This is a genomic window from Paraburkholderia sp. UCT31 (assembly GCF_014397655.1).
GTDB lineage: Bacteria > Pseudomonadota > Gammaproteobacteria > Burkholderiales > Burkholderiaceae > Paraburkholderia > Paraburkholderia tuberum.
Genome location: NZ_VZQP01000011.1, coordinates 143053 through 160029, shown reverse-complemented (window position 1 = coordinate 160029; position 16977 = coordinate 143053). Strand labels below are relative to the sequence as shown.

Here is a 16977-nt window from a genome sequence, read left to right as displayed (position 1 = left end):
GCAGTGCTTTGCGAGGTCCAATGCTGGAAACGACAAGAATCAAACGACTCGGCTGCGCGGCATTGCTCGCGCTGCTCGCCGCGTGCGGGTCGGCGCCGGTGGGACCGGGCTACTACCGGGTCGAACGGGGCGACACGCTGTCGAAAATCGCGCGCGGCAACCGGCAATCGGTGCAGAGCATCGCACGCTGGAACAACCTGACCAATCCCGACAGCATCGAGGTCGGCCAGGTGCTGCGCGTCGCGCCGCCAGGCGGCGCGGCGTCGACGAGCGGCGCGATCCGCAGCGGCGGTGGCGGTAGCAGCAGTGGCAGCGCGAGCGCGGCGGCCGCGCCGCGTCCTGCGCCCGCGGACACTGCGCCGGCGACCGCGCCCGCGCCGATCTCGCTGGTATGGCCGGCCGACGGCACGGTGTTCCGCCGTTTCGACGGCGGCAACTCGAAGGGTATCGATATTGCCGCGGCGGCCGGCACGCCCATCGTCGCGGCGGCGCCCGGCACCGTCGTCTATGCGGGCAACGGTCTGCGCGGCTACGGCAATCTGCTGATCCTCAAGCACAACGCCGACTATCTGACCGCTTACGCGCATAACCGCGCGCTGTTGGTGAAGGAAGGCGAATCGGTCAAGCGCGGCCAGAAAATCGCCGAAATGGGCGACACCGATACCGATCGCGTAATGCTGCATTTCGAACTGCGCTACCAGGGCCGTTCGATCGATCCGTCGAAACAACTGCCACCGCGCTAGGCGGCGGGCGCGGGAACCCGCCGTGCTATAAACGCTCAATTCGAAGCGGCGTGGCTGCGCGCCACGCCCTTCCGTTATCTGCAAGGAATCTGAAATGAAAAGCCCATTGGCGCGCGTCGCGACGGCTGCAACGATCAGTCTTGGCCTCCTGACGCTCGGCGGCCTCGGCGGCTGCTCGACCACGACCACGATGACCTATCTGCCGAGCGGCGACACCGGCTTCGCGATCAACTGCAGCGGCAGCGATGCCAGCACGAGCTGGGCCGAGTGCTACAAGCGCGCGGGCGAAACCTGCGGCAACTACGGGTACGACGTGGTTTCGAAAGACGTCGACAACGGCGCGACGTCGGGCGGCACGATCGGTGGGATTTTCGGCGCGAATGTGAAAAACCGTTCGATGGTGATCCGCTGCAAGCAGTAAAAGGCAGCGCGCCGTGCGGCACGCGCGGCCGCCGAGCGGCAGAGCGTCACCGCTTAGCGGCGTCGCCAGCGCCCAGAGCGCGGATCGATGCGCGCGGCGAAGCGCACCAGCAACGCGAGCGCGATTAGCCACACGCCGACAAAAATGATCACCCCGGTCATGAGTCTCGCGCCGAAAAAAATAATCCGCCATCATCGGCCGCACATGTGAATTCGCGGTGAAGATCGCTGCGGCAGGTTAAACATCCGCGTAAATCCATTAAAAAAAAGCCCGGCACGAGGCCGGGCTAACGGGGGTTCGGCGCATATCGGCAAAGGACCGGTTCACCATGCGCCAGAACGAAATCTAACAATCTGCATTTCCAAGCGCAATGTATTAATTTTGCGGCCAATGTTACAAGGCGTACGGATTCCGCAATCCGTGAATCGGAAATGTCGGAATCAGACCGGCTTAATGCGCCGCAGCGGGGATACTCCACACGCCAAATCATTCAAACCAGGAATGTCGGAGTATCGCACCGGCTAATGCTCCTGGGCTATCGGCGGAAAGTCCCGCCAAACCAGCAGAGGAAAGACGTCTGGCCGAATAACACTAACTCATTCGGCAATAACGCCGCTTTGGCTTGCGAATATTAACTTGGTGCGGAAACGCACGTAACGCATCGATTAGTCGCGGCAACTCTTCCGAATAAGCGCCGATACTTCTTCACAACAAATTCGCGAATAGTGAAATCTTTAACATTGACAATTCCGCCGACAATATTGAAACCGCATTCAAACTCGTTTCAGTTTTGAATATTCGGACGATTAATAGCCGGTGCTGATAGGCGGCACGCTTCGTGTGCCGCCGTCGTTGAATCCGCCGGCATCCAGGTTCAGAATCCGATTCAGTCCAAGCTGCGTAAAAGGCCGCCCGGCACGTTGCGCAAGGCCGCCACGCGGCCCGCCGGTCCTTGCCAATCGTTTATAGTGACGGCCCCGTCCGACCCTGTCCACGATGACTTCCAACGACGCCTCCCAAAGCCCCCTTTATGCGAAGCTGCTCGGCGAAACCGCCAAGATCGGCTGGAGCGAACTCGAACGTTTTTTTGCGCGCGGCATACTGCTGCACGTCGCGCGCGACCTCGATCTCGTGAGCGTCGCCGAGGCAATCGCCAACGACGACACCACCCGGGTCGCCCAATGGTTGTCCTCCGGCCTCGTCGTGCGCGTTCAGTCGGAGACGGCCGCCGATTTCGCCGCGCGCGACCCCGAGCTGTGGGCCGTCGTCGTCTCTCCTTGGGTGTGCGTGCAGGAGCGCTCTTGAACGACGCGAGGACGCCCGATGCCGGTATGCCCGATGCCGGTATGCCCCCCGCAGCGCCATCCGAAACCGCCGCACACCCAGCCAGCGCGCCCGCGCTGCCGGTGCGCTGGCATCGCCGGGTGCTCGCGCTCGCGTTGCCGATCGTCCTCGCGAATCTGACGCAACCGATCCTCGGCGCGGTCGACACCGCCGTCGCTGGTCATCTGGACAGTGCCTCTTACCTCGGCGGCGTCGCGCTCGGCGGGCTCTTCTTCAACTTCGTGTTCTGGGGCTTCGGCTTCCTGCGCATGGGCACGACCGGCCTCGTCGCGCAGGCGCACGGCGCGGGCCGCAGCGACGAGTTGCGCAACAACGTCGTGCGCGCACTGCTGATGGCGGCCGCGATCGGCGCACTGGTGCTGCTCGTGCAGCAACCGCTGATCGACTATGCGCTGCGGGCGATCGGCGGCAGCGACGCCGTGCAGCGGCACGCGCAGGTTTATTGCCACGCGCGCATCTGGGCCGCGCCGCTCGCGCTCGGCAACTACGTGATACTCGGCTGGCTGCTCGGCACGCAGCAGGTGCGGCTCGCATTGCTGTCGCAGGTCTTCATCAACAGCGTGAACATCGCCGCGGTGCTGCTGTACGTGTACGCGTTTCATTGGGGCGTGGCCGGCATCGGCGCGGCTACCGCGACCGCCGACGCGCTCGGCTTCGTGCTCGGGCTCGCCCTGCTATGGCACGGCAGGCCGCGCGGCCTGCCCGCGCTGAATCGCGCCGCCTTGTTCGACGCCGCCGCGCTGAAGCGGCTCGTCGTGCTCAATCGCGACATCTTCGTGCGCACGCTGTGCCTGCTGTCGTCGTTCGGCTGGTTCGCGCATCTCGGCGCGCGGCAAGGCGACGCGACGCTCGCCGCGAACGCATTGCTACTCAATTTCCAGACCTTCATGGCGTACGGGCTCGACGGTTTCGCGCACGCGGCCGAGGCGCTGGTCGGCGCGGCGATCGGTGCGCGCGATCGTCACGCGTTCGCGCAGGCGGTCAAGGTCACCGCGCTGTGGTCGGCGCTCGGCGCGCTCGGCTTCTCGTGCGTGTACTGGGGTGCGGGCGCGTGGATCATCGAGCGGCTGACCGATCAGGCCGCCGTGCGTGCCGCGGCCGAAACCTATCTGCCGTGGGCGGCGCTGTCGCCGGTCATTTCGGTGTGGGGCTTCCTGCTCGACGGCGTGTTCATCGGCGCGACGCGAACGCGCGAGCTGATGATGTCGATGACGGTGTCGCTTGCGGTGTTCGTGGCGGCGTCGTCGGCATTGCTCGCGTGGCACGGCAATCACGGGCTGTGGATCGCGCTGCTGATCTTCATGGCCACGCGTGGCGCAACGCTCGCGCGTTACCTGCCGGGCGTGTCGCGGGGCATTGCGGCTGCCTAGCGCGGTGCGCTGGACACCGTTGGCTATTCGGCGGACGACAGACCGTTACGGCTTGAAACAAGCGCATACATATCGCATAACGAGCGCGTCCTGGAATGCTCTCAGCCCGTGCTCTCCGCGCGAACCGTCGGCACGGGTCAGACGTGCCGGCGTGCCCGCGCCGGTGCTTCGCTTTCCCCGCCCTTTCCCGCTCGTTTTCACTTCAACGAGCGCTCACTGCGCGACGGGCGCGGGCACCATCGCGGGCGGCCGATCGTCGGTGGGCACGCCGTGGTAGTCGGCGGGATCATGTGGTGGGCTGCCGCGATGCGCGGACGGATTGTCCGCACAGCCGGCGACGCCGGCGCACAACAGCAAGGCAAGAGTCAGAACGCGGGTCATTTTGCAATCGTCTCCGGGACAAAGCGATGGCGGACGTCCGCCGGCGCGCCGAGAGTCTAACCGCAAAGCGCGTTCGGCGACGCCATCACACACCTTGTGCGTCGCTCGTTCCAATTGGTGAGATTTCGCCGGACCTGCGCTACCATGGGTTCATGGCTGAACCTACCGGGAGACTGCCATGGACGGTGAATCGATCGCGGGCCTGATCGGGCTCGCAATAGGCCTGATCGTGCTGGTGGCGTTGTCGATTTTCGAATCGCGGGCCTACCGGCGTGAACACGATGGCGAGGGCATGCTGCACCACTGGACGCATCAGCATCTACATATGCCGCATTGGAGGCGTCCAAGGCATTGATGCGGGTGATCTTCGACTCTGACCGAATGGCCTCTGGCCGCGGCACCGGCATGTCACGGTGCCTCAGTCGCGCGGTCCGCTCGATGACGCGTTGACCGGCGTTGCGGCGCCTGCGCGCATCGAGGTCCGCTGGACGTGCGCAACGCCTTTCCGGTTCTTTCGGCATACCTACATCGAACGACGACGCTTCCTGCGTCGCTCTCTCCTTCTGCGCTTTCGTCCAAGGCCTCACTGCATCGAGCTTAACGGGTGATGGGCACATGCCTTGCTGGTTCCGATCCAGCAACAGACGCGCGAACACGCGCGTCGATTGTCGCGGCGCGCGCGCGCCAAACCAGCGTGAAGATGCGGCCAGCGATTTCGCGGCCCCCTCAAAAAGGAGAACGCCATGACCGTCGGAACCATCCTGCTAATCGTGCTCATCCTGCTGCTGATCGGCGCGTTGCCAAGCTGGCCGTACAGCAGCGGCTGGGGCTATCGGCCAACTGGACTCGTCGGCGTCGTGCTGATCATCGTGATCGTTCTGCTGTTGATGGGGCGTATATAGCCCACCGCGAGGCCGGCGCGAGCCCGCTACGGTGAACGTCGTCGCCCGTGCGGTTGGGGCCGCCAAGGGATTGACGCTCCTGCCCGCACCCCCTATACTCCCGGATTCGTCGGAGCGTAGCGCAGCCTGGTAGCGCATCTGATTTGGGATCAGAGGGTCGAAGGTTCGAATCCTTTCGCTCCGACCAGTACCAGTAAGGGTTTGAGGCCATTCGGTCTCAAACCCTTTTTCTTTGGGGTAACGCAGGGGTAACTTCAGCCCTTTCACCGTCATCCGACGGCACTCACCCGAACGCATCTACCAGCACTAAACTCTTCGAACGCTTCGGTTGGGGTCGAAGCGACGCCACTCAACCGAGCGGAACTTCATCGAAAGAGCGGACGCTTGCAGGTGCGTGCGTAGCCCGCTCTCAAGTTTATGGGTCGTCCCATGTTTGGCTTTCGTTGCGATAGCTAGTTGCCTGATCGAGTAGATTTGTCTTAGAATGGTGCTATGTCAGCGACTAGGAGCATCCTCCGGTCTGAAGTCTGGCCTCTACCGGGTCTGCATTTACTTACGTGTGGGCGATTCCTTAGTGTTAAGGAGTCGCCCATTTCGTATGTGCTCCGCGTGCAAGCTCCGCTCTCTTCTCCGCCTCGGTTACCGTCTCACCCACCGCTCTAGCCCGGTCTCGGTGATGGATTCGCCTGATCAGTTTCGTGCTATGTTTCTATAAATTGACACGACTTAATACGCCACCGCAGCGTCTTCCGCTTACGGATCGTGCTTATCATAGTTAAAACGGAATGAACTTTTTAGGCGATTTTAATCAGAGATGACAAAGAAACCATTGCACGTGCTTTTTGACGCAATGTATCACAATAAGCAAAATTTTGAGGATTTTGCAGCGGGCCAAATTAGCCACCGCTTATCAAGCAAGACCGTCACGAATGAATCTGGTAAAACACGGCTCATATGCATTCCTGATAAAGTTCTGAGAAAGTATCACTCGTTTCTGAATTTATTCGTTTTCAATCGGCTTCCAATAAATGAGGAAGTTGTATTCTCCTACAGGAAAGGCACGAATGTCGCCGCCGCAGTGCGAAAGCATTCTGCGGGCAAGCATTTCTATCAGGCGGATATTTCGAATTTCTTTGGAAGCATTACCTCAGACATTGTCCGGCGCAGCATCCTGCGTGGCGAAGAACAGCTTCCCGTTGCGGACATGCATCGATATCTCGACAGAATAGTGGATCTGGTTACGGTCGAAGGTAGGCTGCCGCAGGGTTTTTCGACCTCCCCTGTAATAAGCAATACTGCGATGTTCCCATTTGACAAAGAGCTTGTTACTTACTGTTTGAAAAGGCAGCTTGTCTATACTCGCTACTCCGACGATATTACTATCTCGTCACAAGAGAAAGAACCGCTTCTTGATTTGGATCGCGTGATAGCCGATATTTTATGCGACTGCGCCTACCCGGAAATGAAACTGAACGAGAATAAAACAAAAATAAGTAGCAAGGGGAGAAAGGTAAAGATACTGGGTATGGTGATACTGCCCAATGGACAAGTTTCGCTTGACTCAAAAATCAAAAATCGCATCGAGACCTTGCTTTATCTGTATGTTAATAATCAACCCGGTCTGTCAGATATTACTAAAAGCGATCTCGGTGATAGTTTTGAGAAATTGTCAGGCCTTTTGAACTATGCAAATACGGTCGATGGAAACTACCTAGACAAGCTCCGGCGAAAGTATGGAGTCACCGTCGTCGATGTATTAATCCATCAACCCAAAAAGACGGGCGCGAAGAAGGCAAATTAACGATGGAGATCTTTCTTCAAATCGAAAATGTTCAGCACATTGTCAGTGCCTGTGTCGCAGTCCCGTTTGATGGAAACCAACTCTTTTGCATAGTCGGAAGAAATGGGGTTGGGAAGACGTCGATCGTCAAGGCTTTACGCAATCTTCATGTTTCCGACACGTATAAAATTACCTCAGATGAAGCCATCTTTTCAGAAAAAAGTCGCATCGTATATAGGTATAACCAACAGGACTTCGAGTTCACTTACGACTCAAAGATTCGCGGCCTCAATAGCAAATCAGTGATACCTTCCGCGATTCGAGAAGAGATTGAAGTCGAACTACCAATGCCCTACGGCGAACGATTTAACTACTTCCAAACGATAAGCAATCACGATGCAGAAATACGGCAAAATGTGGTGCTTGAAAATTACGCGAGGCCAGACGAGCTGATCGAGTTCTTATCGGACATCTATGGAAGCCGTAGATTCGAGAACCTCAGGGAGATTGATGTAAATGGACGAACCTATTATTGTCTTGTAAAGGATGACAGCCGGTACATTAGAGAAGACTATTTCAGTTCGGGTGAATATTTTGTCATCAGTCTTTACCGGAAGATCCGGAATAAACGGAAGCTGATTATCATCGATGAGATCGATATATCTTTAGATGCAGCGGCTCAGGTTCATCTCGTTCGAAATCTCAGAAGCTTTTGCCAAAAGTACAAAGTTAATATTGTATTTACAACACATTCGCTTGCGATGATGCGAATGCTGGAGCCGGAGGAGCTACTTTACGTTGAAAATAATGATGGCAACGTGGAACATCGCAACGCATCATACAATTACGTTAGAGGAAGGCTGTTTGGATTTTCGGGTTGGGATCGTTACATCCTCACCGAGGACCTAATGCTCAAGAAATTCCTTGAACATATTATTGCGAAGCGTCTTTCGGATACTTTTTTTACGTTCAAAATTATTCACGTCGGCGCAGCAGCCAACACCGTCGATCTGATGAAGCGTAATGCACACGAGCATTATTTTTCAGAGACGGACAAGGTACTTAGCATCCTTGATGGTGACCAAGTGAACGAAAAATACGTGAAGAACGTGAAAGAAGTCTTGTTTCTTCCGTTCGCCAGCGTTGAAAAAGAGGTTTTCATCGAATATGCTGCCGGCAACCTGAAGCCACTGCCAACGAATTGGAAGAGCAATGTTAGCAAAGCAGATGGAAAAGGATTATTTCTTGCCCTGCACAAGGCAAAACTTTATTCGACCGTCCAACTTTTCGAGCACTTGTGTCTCAAATACACGGTGGAGATCGAAAAATTGATCAACGATATTGATCGTTTTCTAAATCCTAGCGCCTTTGCCGGCCACGCTTCGAACTCGACCAACGAGCCCATGGAAGCGTTGCAGATGCCGGGCAACGTGTTCGACACGATCAGCCGTGCGTCTGAATATCTTGGGTCATTGTTCATAAACTTAAGCATATTTCTCAAAACGCGCGGAAGGCGGCCCTAGCAGTTCTAGGCCAGTAGCCCGCGCTCATCGGGAGGCGACACTAACTGGATGACTTCCAGTCTAGTTTCATGCAGAGAGGACACTTTATATCGGTTGTCCGTTGAACTCGTTGTCGAACCGGGGGCTGACTCCACGAAAACGAAAACGGGGACCCGATCCCCGAAATCGTTGCGAGGCATGAGATGCGACAGGGTCGCTCCGCTGAGAATGTTTGCGGAAGCCTCCTTTGGACTATCTACCTCGTCTGCACCGCCACAGACTCTATGGCGGTCTATATGCGGCAGCGGCAAACGCCCCTCGAATGACGGTCACTGCTGCAACCACTGCCGGGCAACAGCACACGCCGTGAAACGCAGACCCTTCATCCGCGTGTTGTATTGGGTCTGCCCCGGCGAGTATGAGGATGAAATGCTTGCATCGAAACGTCGAAGCTCGGTCGTGTCGTATTGCCGGTTATGTGATCGAGCACGCCGTTTTGCTGGAAGGCGTAGAACACGGTCCCTTGCGCTAGTTCGGGTCATCGATCAATCCGGCAATACCATCCACATCACTGCCCCCAACCATCGGACGAGGCGTGTCGTGAAGTCAACAACGAGCCGCCCTTGTAGCCGAATATTTGCATGCCTGTTGGCATAGCCTCTCCGTAAGGTGGTTGGACACGAGGCGGCGCAGCGCCGCCCCTTACGTCATTCCAGGTCAGTCGGCAGATATGGAATCGGGTTCGGTGCCCCATTCGGCATCCACCGATTCGCTTTCACGCCGGGCGGAATGCTCGGCACGCCTGCTGCCTCGACCTTCCGAATGAGCGCATCTCGATCAAATTTCCAGTCGGGCAGGCTACGATCATCGAATCCATCTCCGCGCAACGGGCGAAAGCGATTGCTGTCAAGCGCGGCCCATACTGCAAAGTTGCTGGTCGGCCAATCGCGCACGTCTTCAGCTTCGACGCTGAAGTGACTCGCAGCATCTTCGTAAGCCGCTGCCCGTCGCGCCCTTTCGCATACGAAGCGAATCGCCTCATCAATCAGATGGTTCTCGCTCTCCGTCACAGTCTTGAGCAGTCGCGCAACCGCTGCATCAATCTGTTCCGCCTCCACCACGGCGGCAATGCGGGCCTGTTCTAGCCGCTGTTTGATGAGCGGCAGCGCGGCTTGCGCGGCTTCGTCTTCTGTTCGGGCAACGGCAAGCGCCGCCTCTTTCTTCCTGATCTCGGCGTCGAGCCGAGTCGTGTCGGCAGGCCTCTCTTCAGCGAATGCAGTGCCGGCCTCTTTGCGCCGCTGCGCCTTCAATGCCGCGATCTCTTCCGCGATTCCCGCCGACTTGCCGATTGCGGCGCGAACACGTTCGAGGTCCGATTGCAGCTTGCGCACTGGCGCTGCCACTTTCATACGGCGTTTGCCGAGTTTCGCGATCTCGGCGTGAGTTTTCTCCGACAAATCCGCTACCGCTTCATTCGCCTTCGTCAGTTCGCTAATGGTTGCCGTCGAGCTAGCCATTGTGATTCTCCTTATGTCGGCCTTTCGGCCATCGGTTAAAGCGGCATTCACCGCAAAAGTACTTCCATTCAATTTGGGAGTTATTTCCTGATTCACTTCTATCGCTTGCCACTCACACGCATTAACGACGCGCGGCATTAACCAGCAGCGGCTTTGAAACGCTCTGTACGGGCTTGCCGCATGTCGGTTGATGGGCGGGTCCCATCTGAGGGGTGCGGGCCGCGCGGGAGGGCGGAGAGCCCCGGTGTCAGAAAATTTCTGGCGGCTTTCTAGGCACCGTTGGTCGATTTGCCGTTTGAGCGGACACTGCCCATAGGGCAATCCGGCAGTAACCGGCCTGACGACCTCAGGTCATGCTCGAAAAAACACCGAAAAATCGAGGCCGGGTGCACTTAATGCACTTATGACGCCGTTTCTATAACTTTTCCTATAGATTTTTCTCCTGTGCGCCTTTTTAAAAATGGGTAATAAGTGCATTAAGTGCACCTTGCCCCTCGAACTAATACACTCCGGGACACCGCGAGACACCGCGTCTATAAATCATCAAAACCGGAATCGGGATTAACCTTCGGGCCAATGCCGAGATGGACCCATCCTTCCTTACGTTTCGCCTTCCCGAAACCCATCGTGACTAGTCGATCCGTAAAAGCGCCGCGAGCGAGCAAAGCGCCAATCGGCCTGTCGAAAAACGCATGAAACGCGTCATGCGCCCTCGTGACGAGATACGACAAACCTCTGCCCGTCGAACACGCCTCATCGATCCAGATAGCCAGGGTGTCGTTCTCTTCGAGGTAATCGGCCTTCGCCTGCCGGACGATCTCCGGCGTGCGAAGCGCGTCTCTCTCCTTCGCCTCTATAGAACGATGAAGCTTCAGCCAGCCTTCGACAAACCAGCGCAGAATCGCGGAGCCCTCTTCGCGCACGAGCCGCGCGTCGAGGCCGTATTCCCGTTCGTGCTCTTCGAACATCCTGTTAAACGGGATCGGCTCCATGCGGCGCTGCCACCCGTCGCTCAGATCGTTCGTCCTCGGCTTGTAGTTGCCGCAGATCAACACCTTGTGTGTCGGCTCGAACTGGAACTGTTCACCATACATCGGGCGTCCGTTAATCGGCGCATTCGATGTCAGTTCCTTAACCCGCGCATCCGCCCATACGTCATTCGTGCCTACTTCGTTCGCCACCGCCAGCCGGACGCCGGGAAGTCGAGCGATACCCCGCTCGATCTCGTTGTTGTTATTGCCTCCCTTCGTGAGCAGCGCGGATTGGATCGTTATCGCGTAATCGCCCATTAGCATCTGCATGACGTTGGCAAGCATCGTTTTCCCGTTCGCGCCGCGCCCGAAAAAGAAGAACAGTTTTTCGAGGTCAACACTTCCTGTCAGGATGTATCCGCCGGCCCGCTGGAAGTACTCAATCATTTCCTGATTGCCTTCGAAGATCGCATCGAGCGTCTTCAGGAATAGCGCCGGACTGCCTGCATCCGCTTCGTAAGCAACCGCCACCTGTCGCGAGATCAGCATGAATGCTTTCGCTTCGAGCAGACCGCCCGTCCGCAAATCGACAACACCGTTCGGCGCACCGAGCAGCATCGCGTCTCCGTCAAACTCGCCCGGATTCGCCACGCTCATTCCCGACTCGCTCGATGCCATGTCAAGCAGCGCCCTGATCCGGCCCGCGCTGCCGTAGACCACGCCGGCCTGCTTGAGCTTCGCCTTTTTCTCCGGGTTGCCGTGGTCTTTCATCAACGCTCTGAACGCTGCGGTATAGCGCACAGTGGCGAGTTTCTTGCCTGCCTTGAACTCTTCGCCCTTTTCACAGATCGCCCATCGAGCGCCACACCACCGATACCATTTTTTCGACGCGTGGCAATAAAGAAACTGATCGCGGTACTTCTTAGCGAAAGCGATGCCGTTCGAAACATCGCCCCCTGTATCCGGCCCGTCGTTCTCATCTTCATCGTCAGCCTTGGAAGTAACTTCCAGATCGGGTGGCGTCCATCCGTTCTCCTTCGCCGCGTGCACTACCGTGCCAAGCGTTACTGCGCCGTCTGCCTTAAACCCGCGCCAAGTGCGCTCCTGATCGGCAGCATCGAACTTGCTCGACCCTTCGGACCAGTCGTCCCACATTTCGCGCCCCGCGTCGCTACCTTCGAAGTAGTGATGCAGCGCCGCGCCGACTTTGATCCATGTGTCGCGCTCGTCGGCAGGAATGAACGCCAGCATTCCCTTGACCCGCTCCACCGCTTCGGGCGAGCCGTCCCATCTGCCGCGAATGGCAAGGCCCCAATCGTCCCCATCGACCAGCGCAGCCGTTTTGGAAGTTACTTCACCCTTCGTGACGTAACGCCACGCGGGCAGATCGGCCAGAAGAAATCTGTTCGATATGTCGCGCCCCTTCGCCCATTCGTACCGCTTGCCGGATGGATGAATCGAGGGAGGCAGAATCGCATACTTGTTACCGCTCTGTAGATCGACCCCTTTGCCGAGTGTCTTCGGCAACTTCACGGCTTCAGGTTCGAGAAAGAAAAGGTGCCTGCCGCCGCCCCCGGTCAGCGTCTCAACGTCTGTCGCTGTCGGACCATGCAGCCGCTCCAACTCCGCGAAAGTCTCATTGCCGCCGTTACGCGGATCAATATCGATCACGGCGAGTCCCGATTTGCCGACATGGCATCCGATATTTGCAGCGGGATACAGCTTCCACCATTCACGTATCGTCTGCGTGTCGCGCGTGGCCTTGTGCTGCCACTGTTCAATGAGGGGGGTTTTCCCCTTGGGATGAACCGGGAACACGGACAGACCCTCCGCCGCAGCTTCGAGGGCGGCATTTAGCATCGTGCTATGCTGGTTCGGTCTGAGTTGTCCCTTGGTCCGCCCTGCGTCCCGCTCGGCGGGCTTTCTTTTTTGCTCCGCGTTGCTCATGCTGTCGCTCCCCTCTTTACGCACAATGCCTTGATGTATCGCGCAACATCCGTGCGCCTGTAGCGAACCCCGCGCTCCCCCACTCGAACGAACGGGATACGCGCCTGGCCCCGCCGTCTCTCCTTCGCCAGTGTCTTCGGATGGATGCCCAGCATTGCCGCGACTTCCGTCTCCATCAGAAAAACTGGATCGGGCAATGCGGCCTTGCGCTGTTGCTCTCTCTCTGCCGCTGCCTTCGCTCGCTTCTCACGCGCATAGATTGCCTGCCGTGAGGTCGAAGGAGTCTGACTGACGAGGCAGTTATTCGAATCGTAAATTCGCATATCAGTGCCTCCCGTCCGCACAGAAAGCCCTTCGGCTTTTTCGCCTGCTTAGATATTCCCGCTTTTTCTCCGCCGCCCGCCGATCCTCATCCCTGAGTACCTTTCTTCTTTGAGATATTTCTAGCTTTACTTTTTTGCGTTGAGCCGGGTTCTTTCGCTCCAACACGCGTTGAATCGAAGCCAGATCGTCGGCGTTGAACCGTTTGCTAGTTCCTGTCATTGCCGCCCCCTTTGCGCGCCTTCGTGCATGCATGCGCGAACTCCGCAAGGTCGATATGGTGATTGGCAATCCCGCGCGACTTCAGCACCGCACTGGTTGTGCTGCATATGCGTTCAACGTCGAACCCTGCGGGGAAAGTCAGCCATGCCCGATGGGCGAAGTCTTCGATCAGGGACGCTTTTTCTTCGTCCGTGATCGTTCGTCCGTTGAGGTCGTTAGAGAGATGCATGTCGGCCCCCGTTACAGATCGGTAACGAGGTTTGAGGCAATGAAAGCCTCGATATCACTGAGGCGATAGCGGACAAGGCGTCCGACTTTTACATAGGGGAGCGGGTAGCGCTTCGTGGCGCGCCAGTTAGCGAGAGTGTTCGGGGATACGCCAAGCGCCACGGCCGTTTTTACATCGTCCAGTAGCTCGCCCATCGTCATGCGCGGAGTCGCGGCTTGTTCGGTCTTCTTCATGGTCCATACCTCTTCAGGGATTCCCGCATCGCGCGGAGTGCGCTGCGGGGTATGGACACACTTTGCCGAGTATCTTGAAACGGAAACAGATGAAAGGGTTTTACCCCTTTTCAGCGTCGCTGGGTCTGCCTCTCGTCTCTGCCCAATCGGGCGTTAGATGCGTATCGAATATTTTTGCCGAGCTTTTTTTGAGGTCGAACTCCCTTTCTAGGATCTCCATGCGCTGAGGCTTTTTCATCCAGGTATCCTTGTCGGTAGGATTAGCGTTACCCCATAGCCGCCGATACATAGCAGGCACTCTGCCGAACGCTCCCCGCAGCGCTTGGAAGCTGCCCCCATCGCTTCCGGCAGGCGTCGCGGATTCAGCATCGCGCGGTGGCAAGTAGGCATGCTTGCTTGCGTCCTGATAAGCCCGATCAAGCCACTCCGGGCGAAGGTTTCGGGATAGCGCCCACTCGATCCACTCGCGCGGCGAGAGTGTCTTTACCGTGCCGATTCGTTCGGCCCGATCAGTCTCCGCCTGGAAGAATTTAAGAGCAGCAAGTATGTTATCGGCGTTGCGCGTCGCCCGGTCGCGCCAGCATCCGGGCATCAGCACGAACGAATCCTCTTGCCACCCGTGCCGGGGGTGCGGGTCACTCGATTCGTGCCCGTCGGGATCAAGTCCCGCAAGGCGGTAAGCCGCTTCGCAGGCGGTCCACATCGGCATCTCAAGGCATGAATCCTCGAATTCGTAAGCGTCGGTCATTTCACACCCCGTTGCTTGAACGGCAGCACGTCTGCCGCATCGCCTACCGCCGCCATCATTGCGGACGTGGCGCGCGTCACGCTCTCTCGAACCGGATCAAGGTTCAGGCGCGCATAGATTGCCGTCGCCGTCACGGTGCGATGGTTGAGGCTCTTACCAATCACGGCGAGACTCGCCCCCGCTGCCGCCTGCCAGCTTCCCAGCGTTCGCCGTAGATCATGAATGCGCAAATCGGGGATGCGCGCCCCTTCCGTGCGCAATTTCATCAACTCGGCTTGCGCCCGCGCCCGCGTCAGACTGCGTGCGATGGACTCGCCGTCTTTTCCCTCGAACATGCCGCCCGCCGCCTCGATACGCGCGATCAGTTGTGTCAGTTCGTCCCGGTCAAAGATACGGAGCCATCCGCTTTTCGGCTCAACCATATGTCCGCGCTTGCCGTCGCCGGGGAAGACGAATTCCGACTTCGACCCTTCGCGCCGCTCAACAAGAATTTGCAACGCTTCAGGCGATAGCGCCACCGTCTGCGGGTCGTCATTCTTCGTCCGTTCGATTCTCCACTCGGCACGCTCAAACGACACGTCTGTCCACTGCATCGCCGCCACGTTGCTACGGCGTGCGCCAGTCAGCAGCGCCACCAAGAAGAAATCACGCATCGTGCCGTTCGGTTCCTGCGAGAGAGAGGCGAAGAAGCGCGGTAGCTCATCGGACTGGATGAACCGGTCCCGCGAGCGCTCCTTGTTGGGTTTGATGCCTGTCGCCGGGTTCGCCTCTGCGTATTCCCACTCAATCGCCTTGCCGAACACGCTTGAAATGAGCGATAGCACGCGGTTAGCTGTCGTGGCGTGGCCTTCCTTCGTAATCCCTTCGTGAATCGCCCGGATATCTCGGCGCTCAACCTTCGATAGTTTTTTGCGACCAATCGGCGCTTCGAGATAGTCTTCGAACCGTTGCACGTCTTCACGCCAAGTCCGCTTATTCGCCTGAGCGTGGCGGCGCTTGTATTCATCGAACATTTGCGCAAAGGTCAGTTCGCCCTTGAGCGCACGCCGTACTTCAGCCGGATTGTCGCCACTCGCTACCGTCGAAAGCACGTCTGTCGCCTTGCGCCGCGCCTGTTCAACGGTCAGATCGGGAAATCGGCCAAGCGTGAAGCGTTCGAGCTTGCCGCCCTTGATCCGCTTCAGCACGCAGAATGATTTGACGCCGGTCGGCGTGACACGCAGTAGCAGGCCATTAACGCTCGCGCGCCCGCCCCCGTCTGCATACTCAGCACGCGTTGCCGGGGTAGGCAATGCGCCAATGCTTTCTTTCGTGAAGTTGATTGTCTGAGCCATGCTCGCCTCTCTGGGGTAACGCTGGGGTAACAGCAGGGTAACTTTTCGAGGGTATTTCCCGGTATTTTCAAGTTACCCTGCAACCGTCATTGTATCAGCAAAGCATTACTGGGTATGGCTTTACATCAATTGCGGTATCAGAGGGTATATTGCAACTTTAGGATTTGGGATCAGAGGGTCGTAGGTTCGAATCCTATCGCTCCGACCACGAAAAGCAGGTCGAAACCCGCGAAGCCTCCGGCTTCGCGGGTTTTTGCTTTTTTGGCTCGCGTTCACGTGGACGCCGACAGCCGACCCGTCAGGCACTCGCCTTGCAAATCATCACCCGCGCATGCGACAGTGCTTGGGGCAGGTACCTCGCCGCGAAGACGCGCAAGCCCGCCGCAACGCCATCCCAAGCCGCTCAAAAAGGAGACTCCCATGGACCTGATCCTCTGGCGTCACGCCGAAGCAGAAGATGTCGCCGCGAGCGATCTCTCCCGCGCGCTCACCACGCGCGGCCGCAAGCAGGCGCAGAACGCCGCGAAATGGCTGCGCGCCCGTTTGCCCGACGACGCGGTCATACTCGCGAGCCCCGCCGTGCGCACCATCCAGACCGCCGAGACGTTGAGCGACCAGTACCGCATCGTGCGCGAACTCGCGCCGAACGCGAGCGCGAACGACGTCCTGGAAGCGGCCGGCTGGCCCGGCGGCATCGCGCAAACCGTGGTGATCGTCGGCCATCAACCGACGCTCGGCCACGTCGCCGCGCAACTGCTCGGCGACAGCCGCGCGAGCTGGCCACTGAAAAAAGCCGGCATCTGGTGGATCGAGAGCCGCGAGCGCAACGGCGAAGATGAGGCGGTGTTGCGCGCCGCCATCAGCCCCGATCTGATCTAAGCGCGCGTGTCGCGCGACACCTCCGACATTACAGGCACCCACGCGAGGGCTTACGGGCAGTCATCCAATCGTCACGGCTTTGCCATGCGAGCGTCACCGCGCGTTACTACATTGGCGAAAAAAGAAAATCCTC

Annotated in this window: 17 protein-coding genes and 1 tRNA gene; 10 read left to right on the top strand and 8 right to left on the bottom strand. The window is 58.2% G+C overall.

The features are described from left to right. The first annotated feature begins 20 nt into the window (after nucleotides 1–20). The 4 genes from F6X40_RS12165 to F6X40_RS12150 all read left to right on the top strand — a co-directional run bounded on the left by F6X40_RS12165 (nucleotide 21) and on the right by F6X40_RS12150 (nucleotide 3878). Nucleotides 21–743: a peptidoglycan DD-metalloendopeptidase family protein gene (locus F6X40_RS12165; protein WP_187628017.1), complete on the top strand. Its 723-nt coding sequence runs from the start codon at nucleotides 21–23 to the stop codon at nucleotides 741–743. A 94-nt stretch (nucleotides 744–837) separates the two neighbouring features. Then, nucleotides 838–1164 (top strand): hypothetical protein, encoded by a 327-nt coding sequence (locus tag F6X40_RS12160; RefSeq protein WP_018433468.1) that lies wholly within the window; start codon nucleotides 838–840, stop codon nucleotides 1162–1164. Between the two features lie 996 nt (nucleotides 1165–2160). Continuing rightward, the gene (locus F6X40_RS12155) at nucleotides 2161–2469 is read left to right on the top strand and encodes a DUF2288 domain-containing protein (protein WP_090801091.1); all 309 of its coding nucleotides are present in this window, start codon (nucleotides 2161–2163) and stop codon (nucleotides 2467–2469) included. Nucleotides 2470–2495: 26 nt separating this feature from the next. Further along, nucleotides 2496–3878 (top strand): MATE family efflux transporter, encoded by a 1383-nt coding sequence (locus F6X40_RS12150; protein WP_410452413.1) that lies wholly within the window; start codon nucleotides 2496–2498, stop codon nucleotides 3876–3878. 213 nt (nucleotides 3879–4091) lie between these two features. Here F6X40_RS12150 and F6X40_RS12145 read toward each other — a convergent pair whose 3' ends face one another. Next, the gene (locus tag F6X40_RS12145; protein WP_167368601.1) at nucleotides 4092–4259 is read right to left on the bottom strand and encodes a hypothetical protein; all 168 of its coding nucleotides are present in this window, start codon (nucleotides 4257–4259) and stop codon (nucleotides 4092–4094) included. A gap of 178 nt (nucleotides 4260–4437) precedes the next feature. Here F6X40_RS12145 and F6X40_RS12140 point away from each other — a divergent pair, with 178 nt between their 5' ends. The 5 genes from F6X40_RS12140 (at nucleotide 4438) to F6X40_RS12120 (ending at nucleotide 8464) form a co-directional block, all read left to right on the top strand. After that, nucleotides 4438–4614, top strand: a complete 177-nt coding sequence (locus F6X40_RS12140) for a hypothetical protein (protein WP_018421224.1) — start codon at nucleotides 4438–4440, stop codon at nucleotides 4612–4614. Between the two features lie 388 nt (nucleotides 4615–5002). Then, complete coding sequence (locus tag F6X40_RS12135; RefSeq protein ID WP_090801093.1) at nucleotides 5003–5161, top strand: DUF3309 family protein; 159 nt, start codon at nucleotides 5003–5005, stop codon at nucleotides 5159–5161. A 110-nt stretch (nucleotides 5162–5271) separates the two neighbouring features. Continuing rightward, nucleotides 5272–5348: transfer RNA gene (locus F6X40_RS12130), tRNA-Pro, on the top strand. Nucleotides 5349–5975: 627 nt separating this feature from the next. Further along, nucleotides 5976–6962, top strand: a complete 987-nt coding sequence (locus F6X40_RS12125) for a reverse transcriptase domain-containing protein (protein ID WP_187628016.1) — start codon at nucleotides 5976–5978, stop codon at nucleotides 6960–6962. 2 nt (nucleotides 6963–6964) lie between these two features. Next, nucleotides 6965–8464 carry an ATP-dependent nuclease gene (locus tag F6X40_RS12120; protein WP_187628015.1) on the top strand — a complete coding sequence of 500 codons (1500 nt, stop codon included), beginning with the start codon at nucleotides 6965–6967 and terminating at the stop codon, nucleotides 8462–8464. Between the two features lie 686 nt (nucleotides 8465–9150). Here F6X40_RS12120 and F6X40_RS12115 read toward each other — a convergent pair. The 7 genes from F6X40_RS12115 to F6X40_RS12085 form a co-directional block, all read right to left on the bottom strand. Next, entirely contained in the window at nucleotides 9151–9960 is an 810-nt protein-coding gene (locus tag F6X40_RS12115; protein WP_187628014.1) for a hypothetical protein, read from the bottom strand. A gap of 533 nt (nucleotides 9961–10493) precedes the next feature. After that, nucleotides 10494–12878, bottom strand: coding sequence for a phage/plasmid primase, P4 family (locus tag F6X40_RS12110; protein WP_187628013.1), 2385 nt, complete (start codon nucleotides 12876–12878; stop codon nucleotides 10494–10496). Beyond that, nucleotides 12875–13054, bottom strand: a complete 180-nt coding sequence (locus tag F6X40_RS43495; RefSeq protein WP_410452412.1) for a helix-turn-helix domain-containing protein — start codon at nucleotides 13052–13054, stop codon at nucleotides 12875–12877. Before F6X40_RS43495 ends, F6X40_RS12110 begins: the two co-directional genes overlap by 4 nt. A gap of 353 nt (nucleotides 13055–13407) precedes the next feature. Continuing rightward, nucleotides 13408–13650, bottom strand: coding sequence for a hypothetical protein (locus F6X40_RS12100; RefSeq protein WP_187628011.1), 243 nt, complete (start codon nucleotides 13648–13650; stop codon nucleotides 13408–13410). An 11-nt stretch (nucleotides 13651–13661) separates the two neighbouring features. Continuing rightward, complete coding sequence (locus tag F6X40_RS12095; protein ID WP_262421439.1) at nucleotides 13662–13883, bottom strand: helix-turn-helix domain-containing protein; 222 nt, start codon at nucleotides 13881–13883, stop codon at nucleotides 13662–13664. Between the two features lie 100 nt (nucleotides 13884–13983). Beyond that, nucleotides 13984–14631 carry a hypothetical protein gene (locus F6X40_RS12090; protein WP_187628010.1) on the bottom strand — a complete coding sequence of 216 codons (648 nt, stop codon included), beginning with the start codon at nucleotides 14629–14631 and terminating at the stop codon, nucleotides 13984–13986. Further along, nucleotides 14628–15965, bottom strand: coding sequence for a tyrosine-type recombinase/integrase (locus F6X40_RS12085; protein ID WP_187628009.1), 1338 nt, complete (start codon nucleotides 15963–15965; stop codon nucleotides 14628–14630). Before F6X40_RS12085 ends, F6X40_RS12090 begins: the two co-directional genes overlap by 4 nt. Nucleotides 15966–16385: 420 nt before the next feature. On the opposite strand from F6X40_RS12085, the gene F6X40_RS12080 reads away from it, so the two are divergent. Next, nucleotides 16386–16844, top strand: a complete 459-nt coding sequence (locus tag F6X40_RS12080) for a SixA phosphatase family protein (RefSeq protein WP_187628008.1) — start codon at nucleotides 16386–16388, stop codon at nucleotides 16842–16844. The last annotated feature ends 133 nt before the right edge of the window (nucleotides 16845–16977 follow it).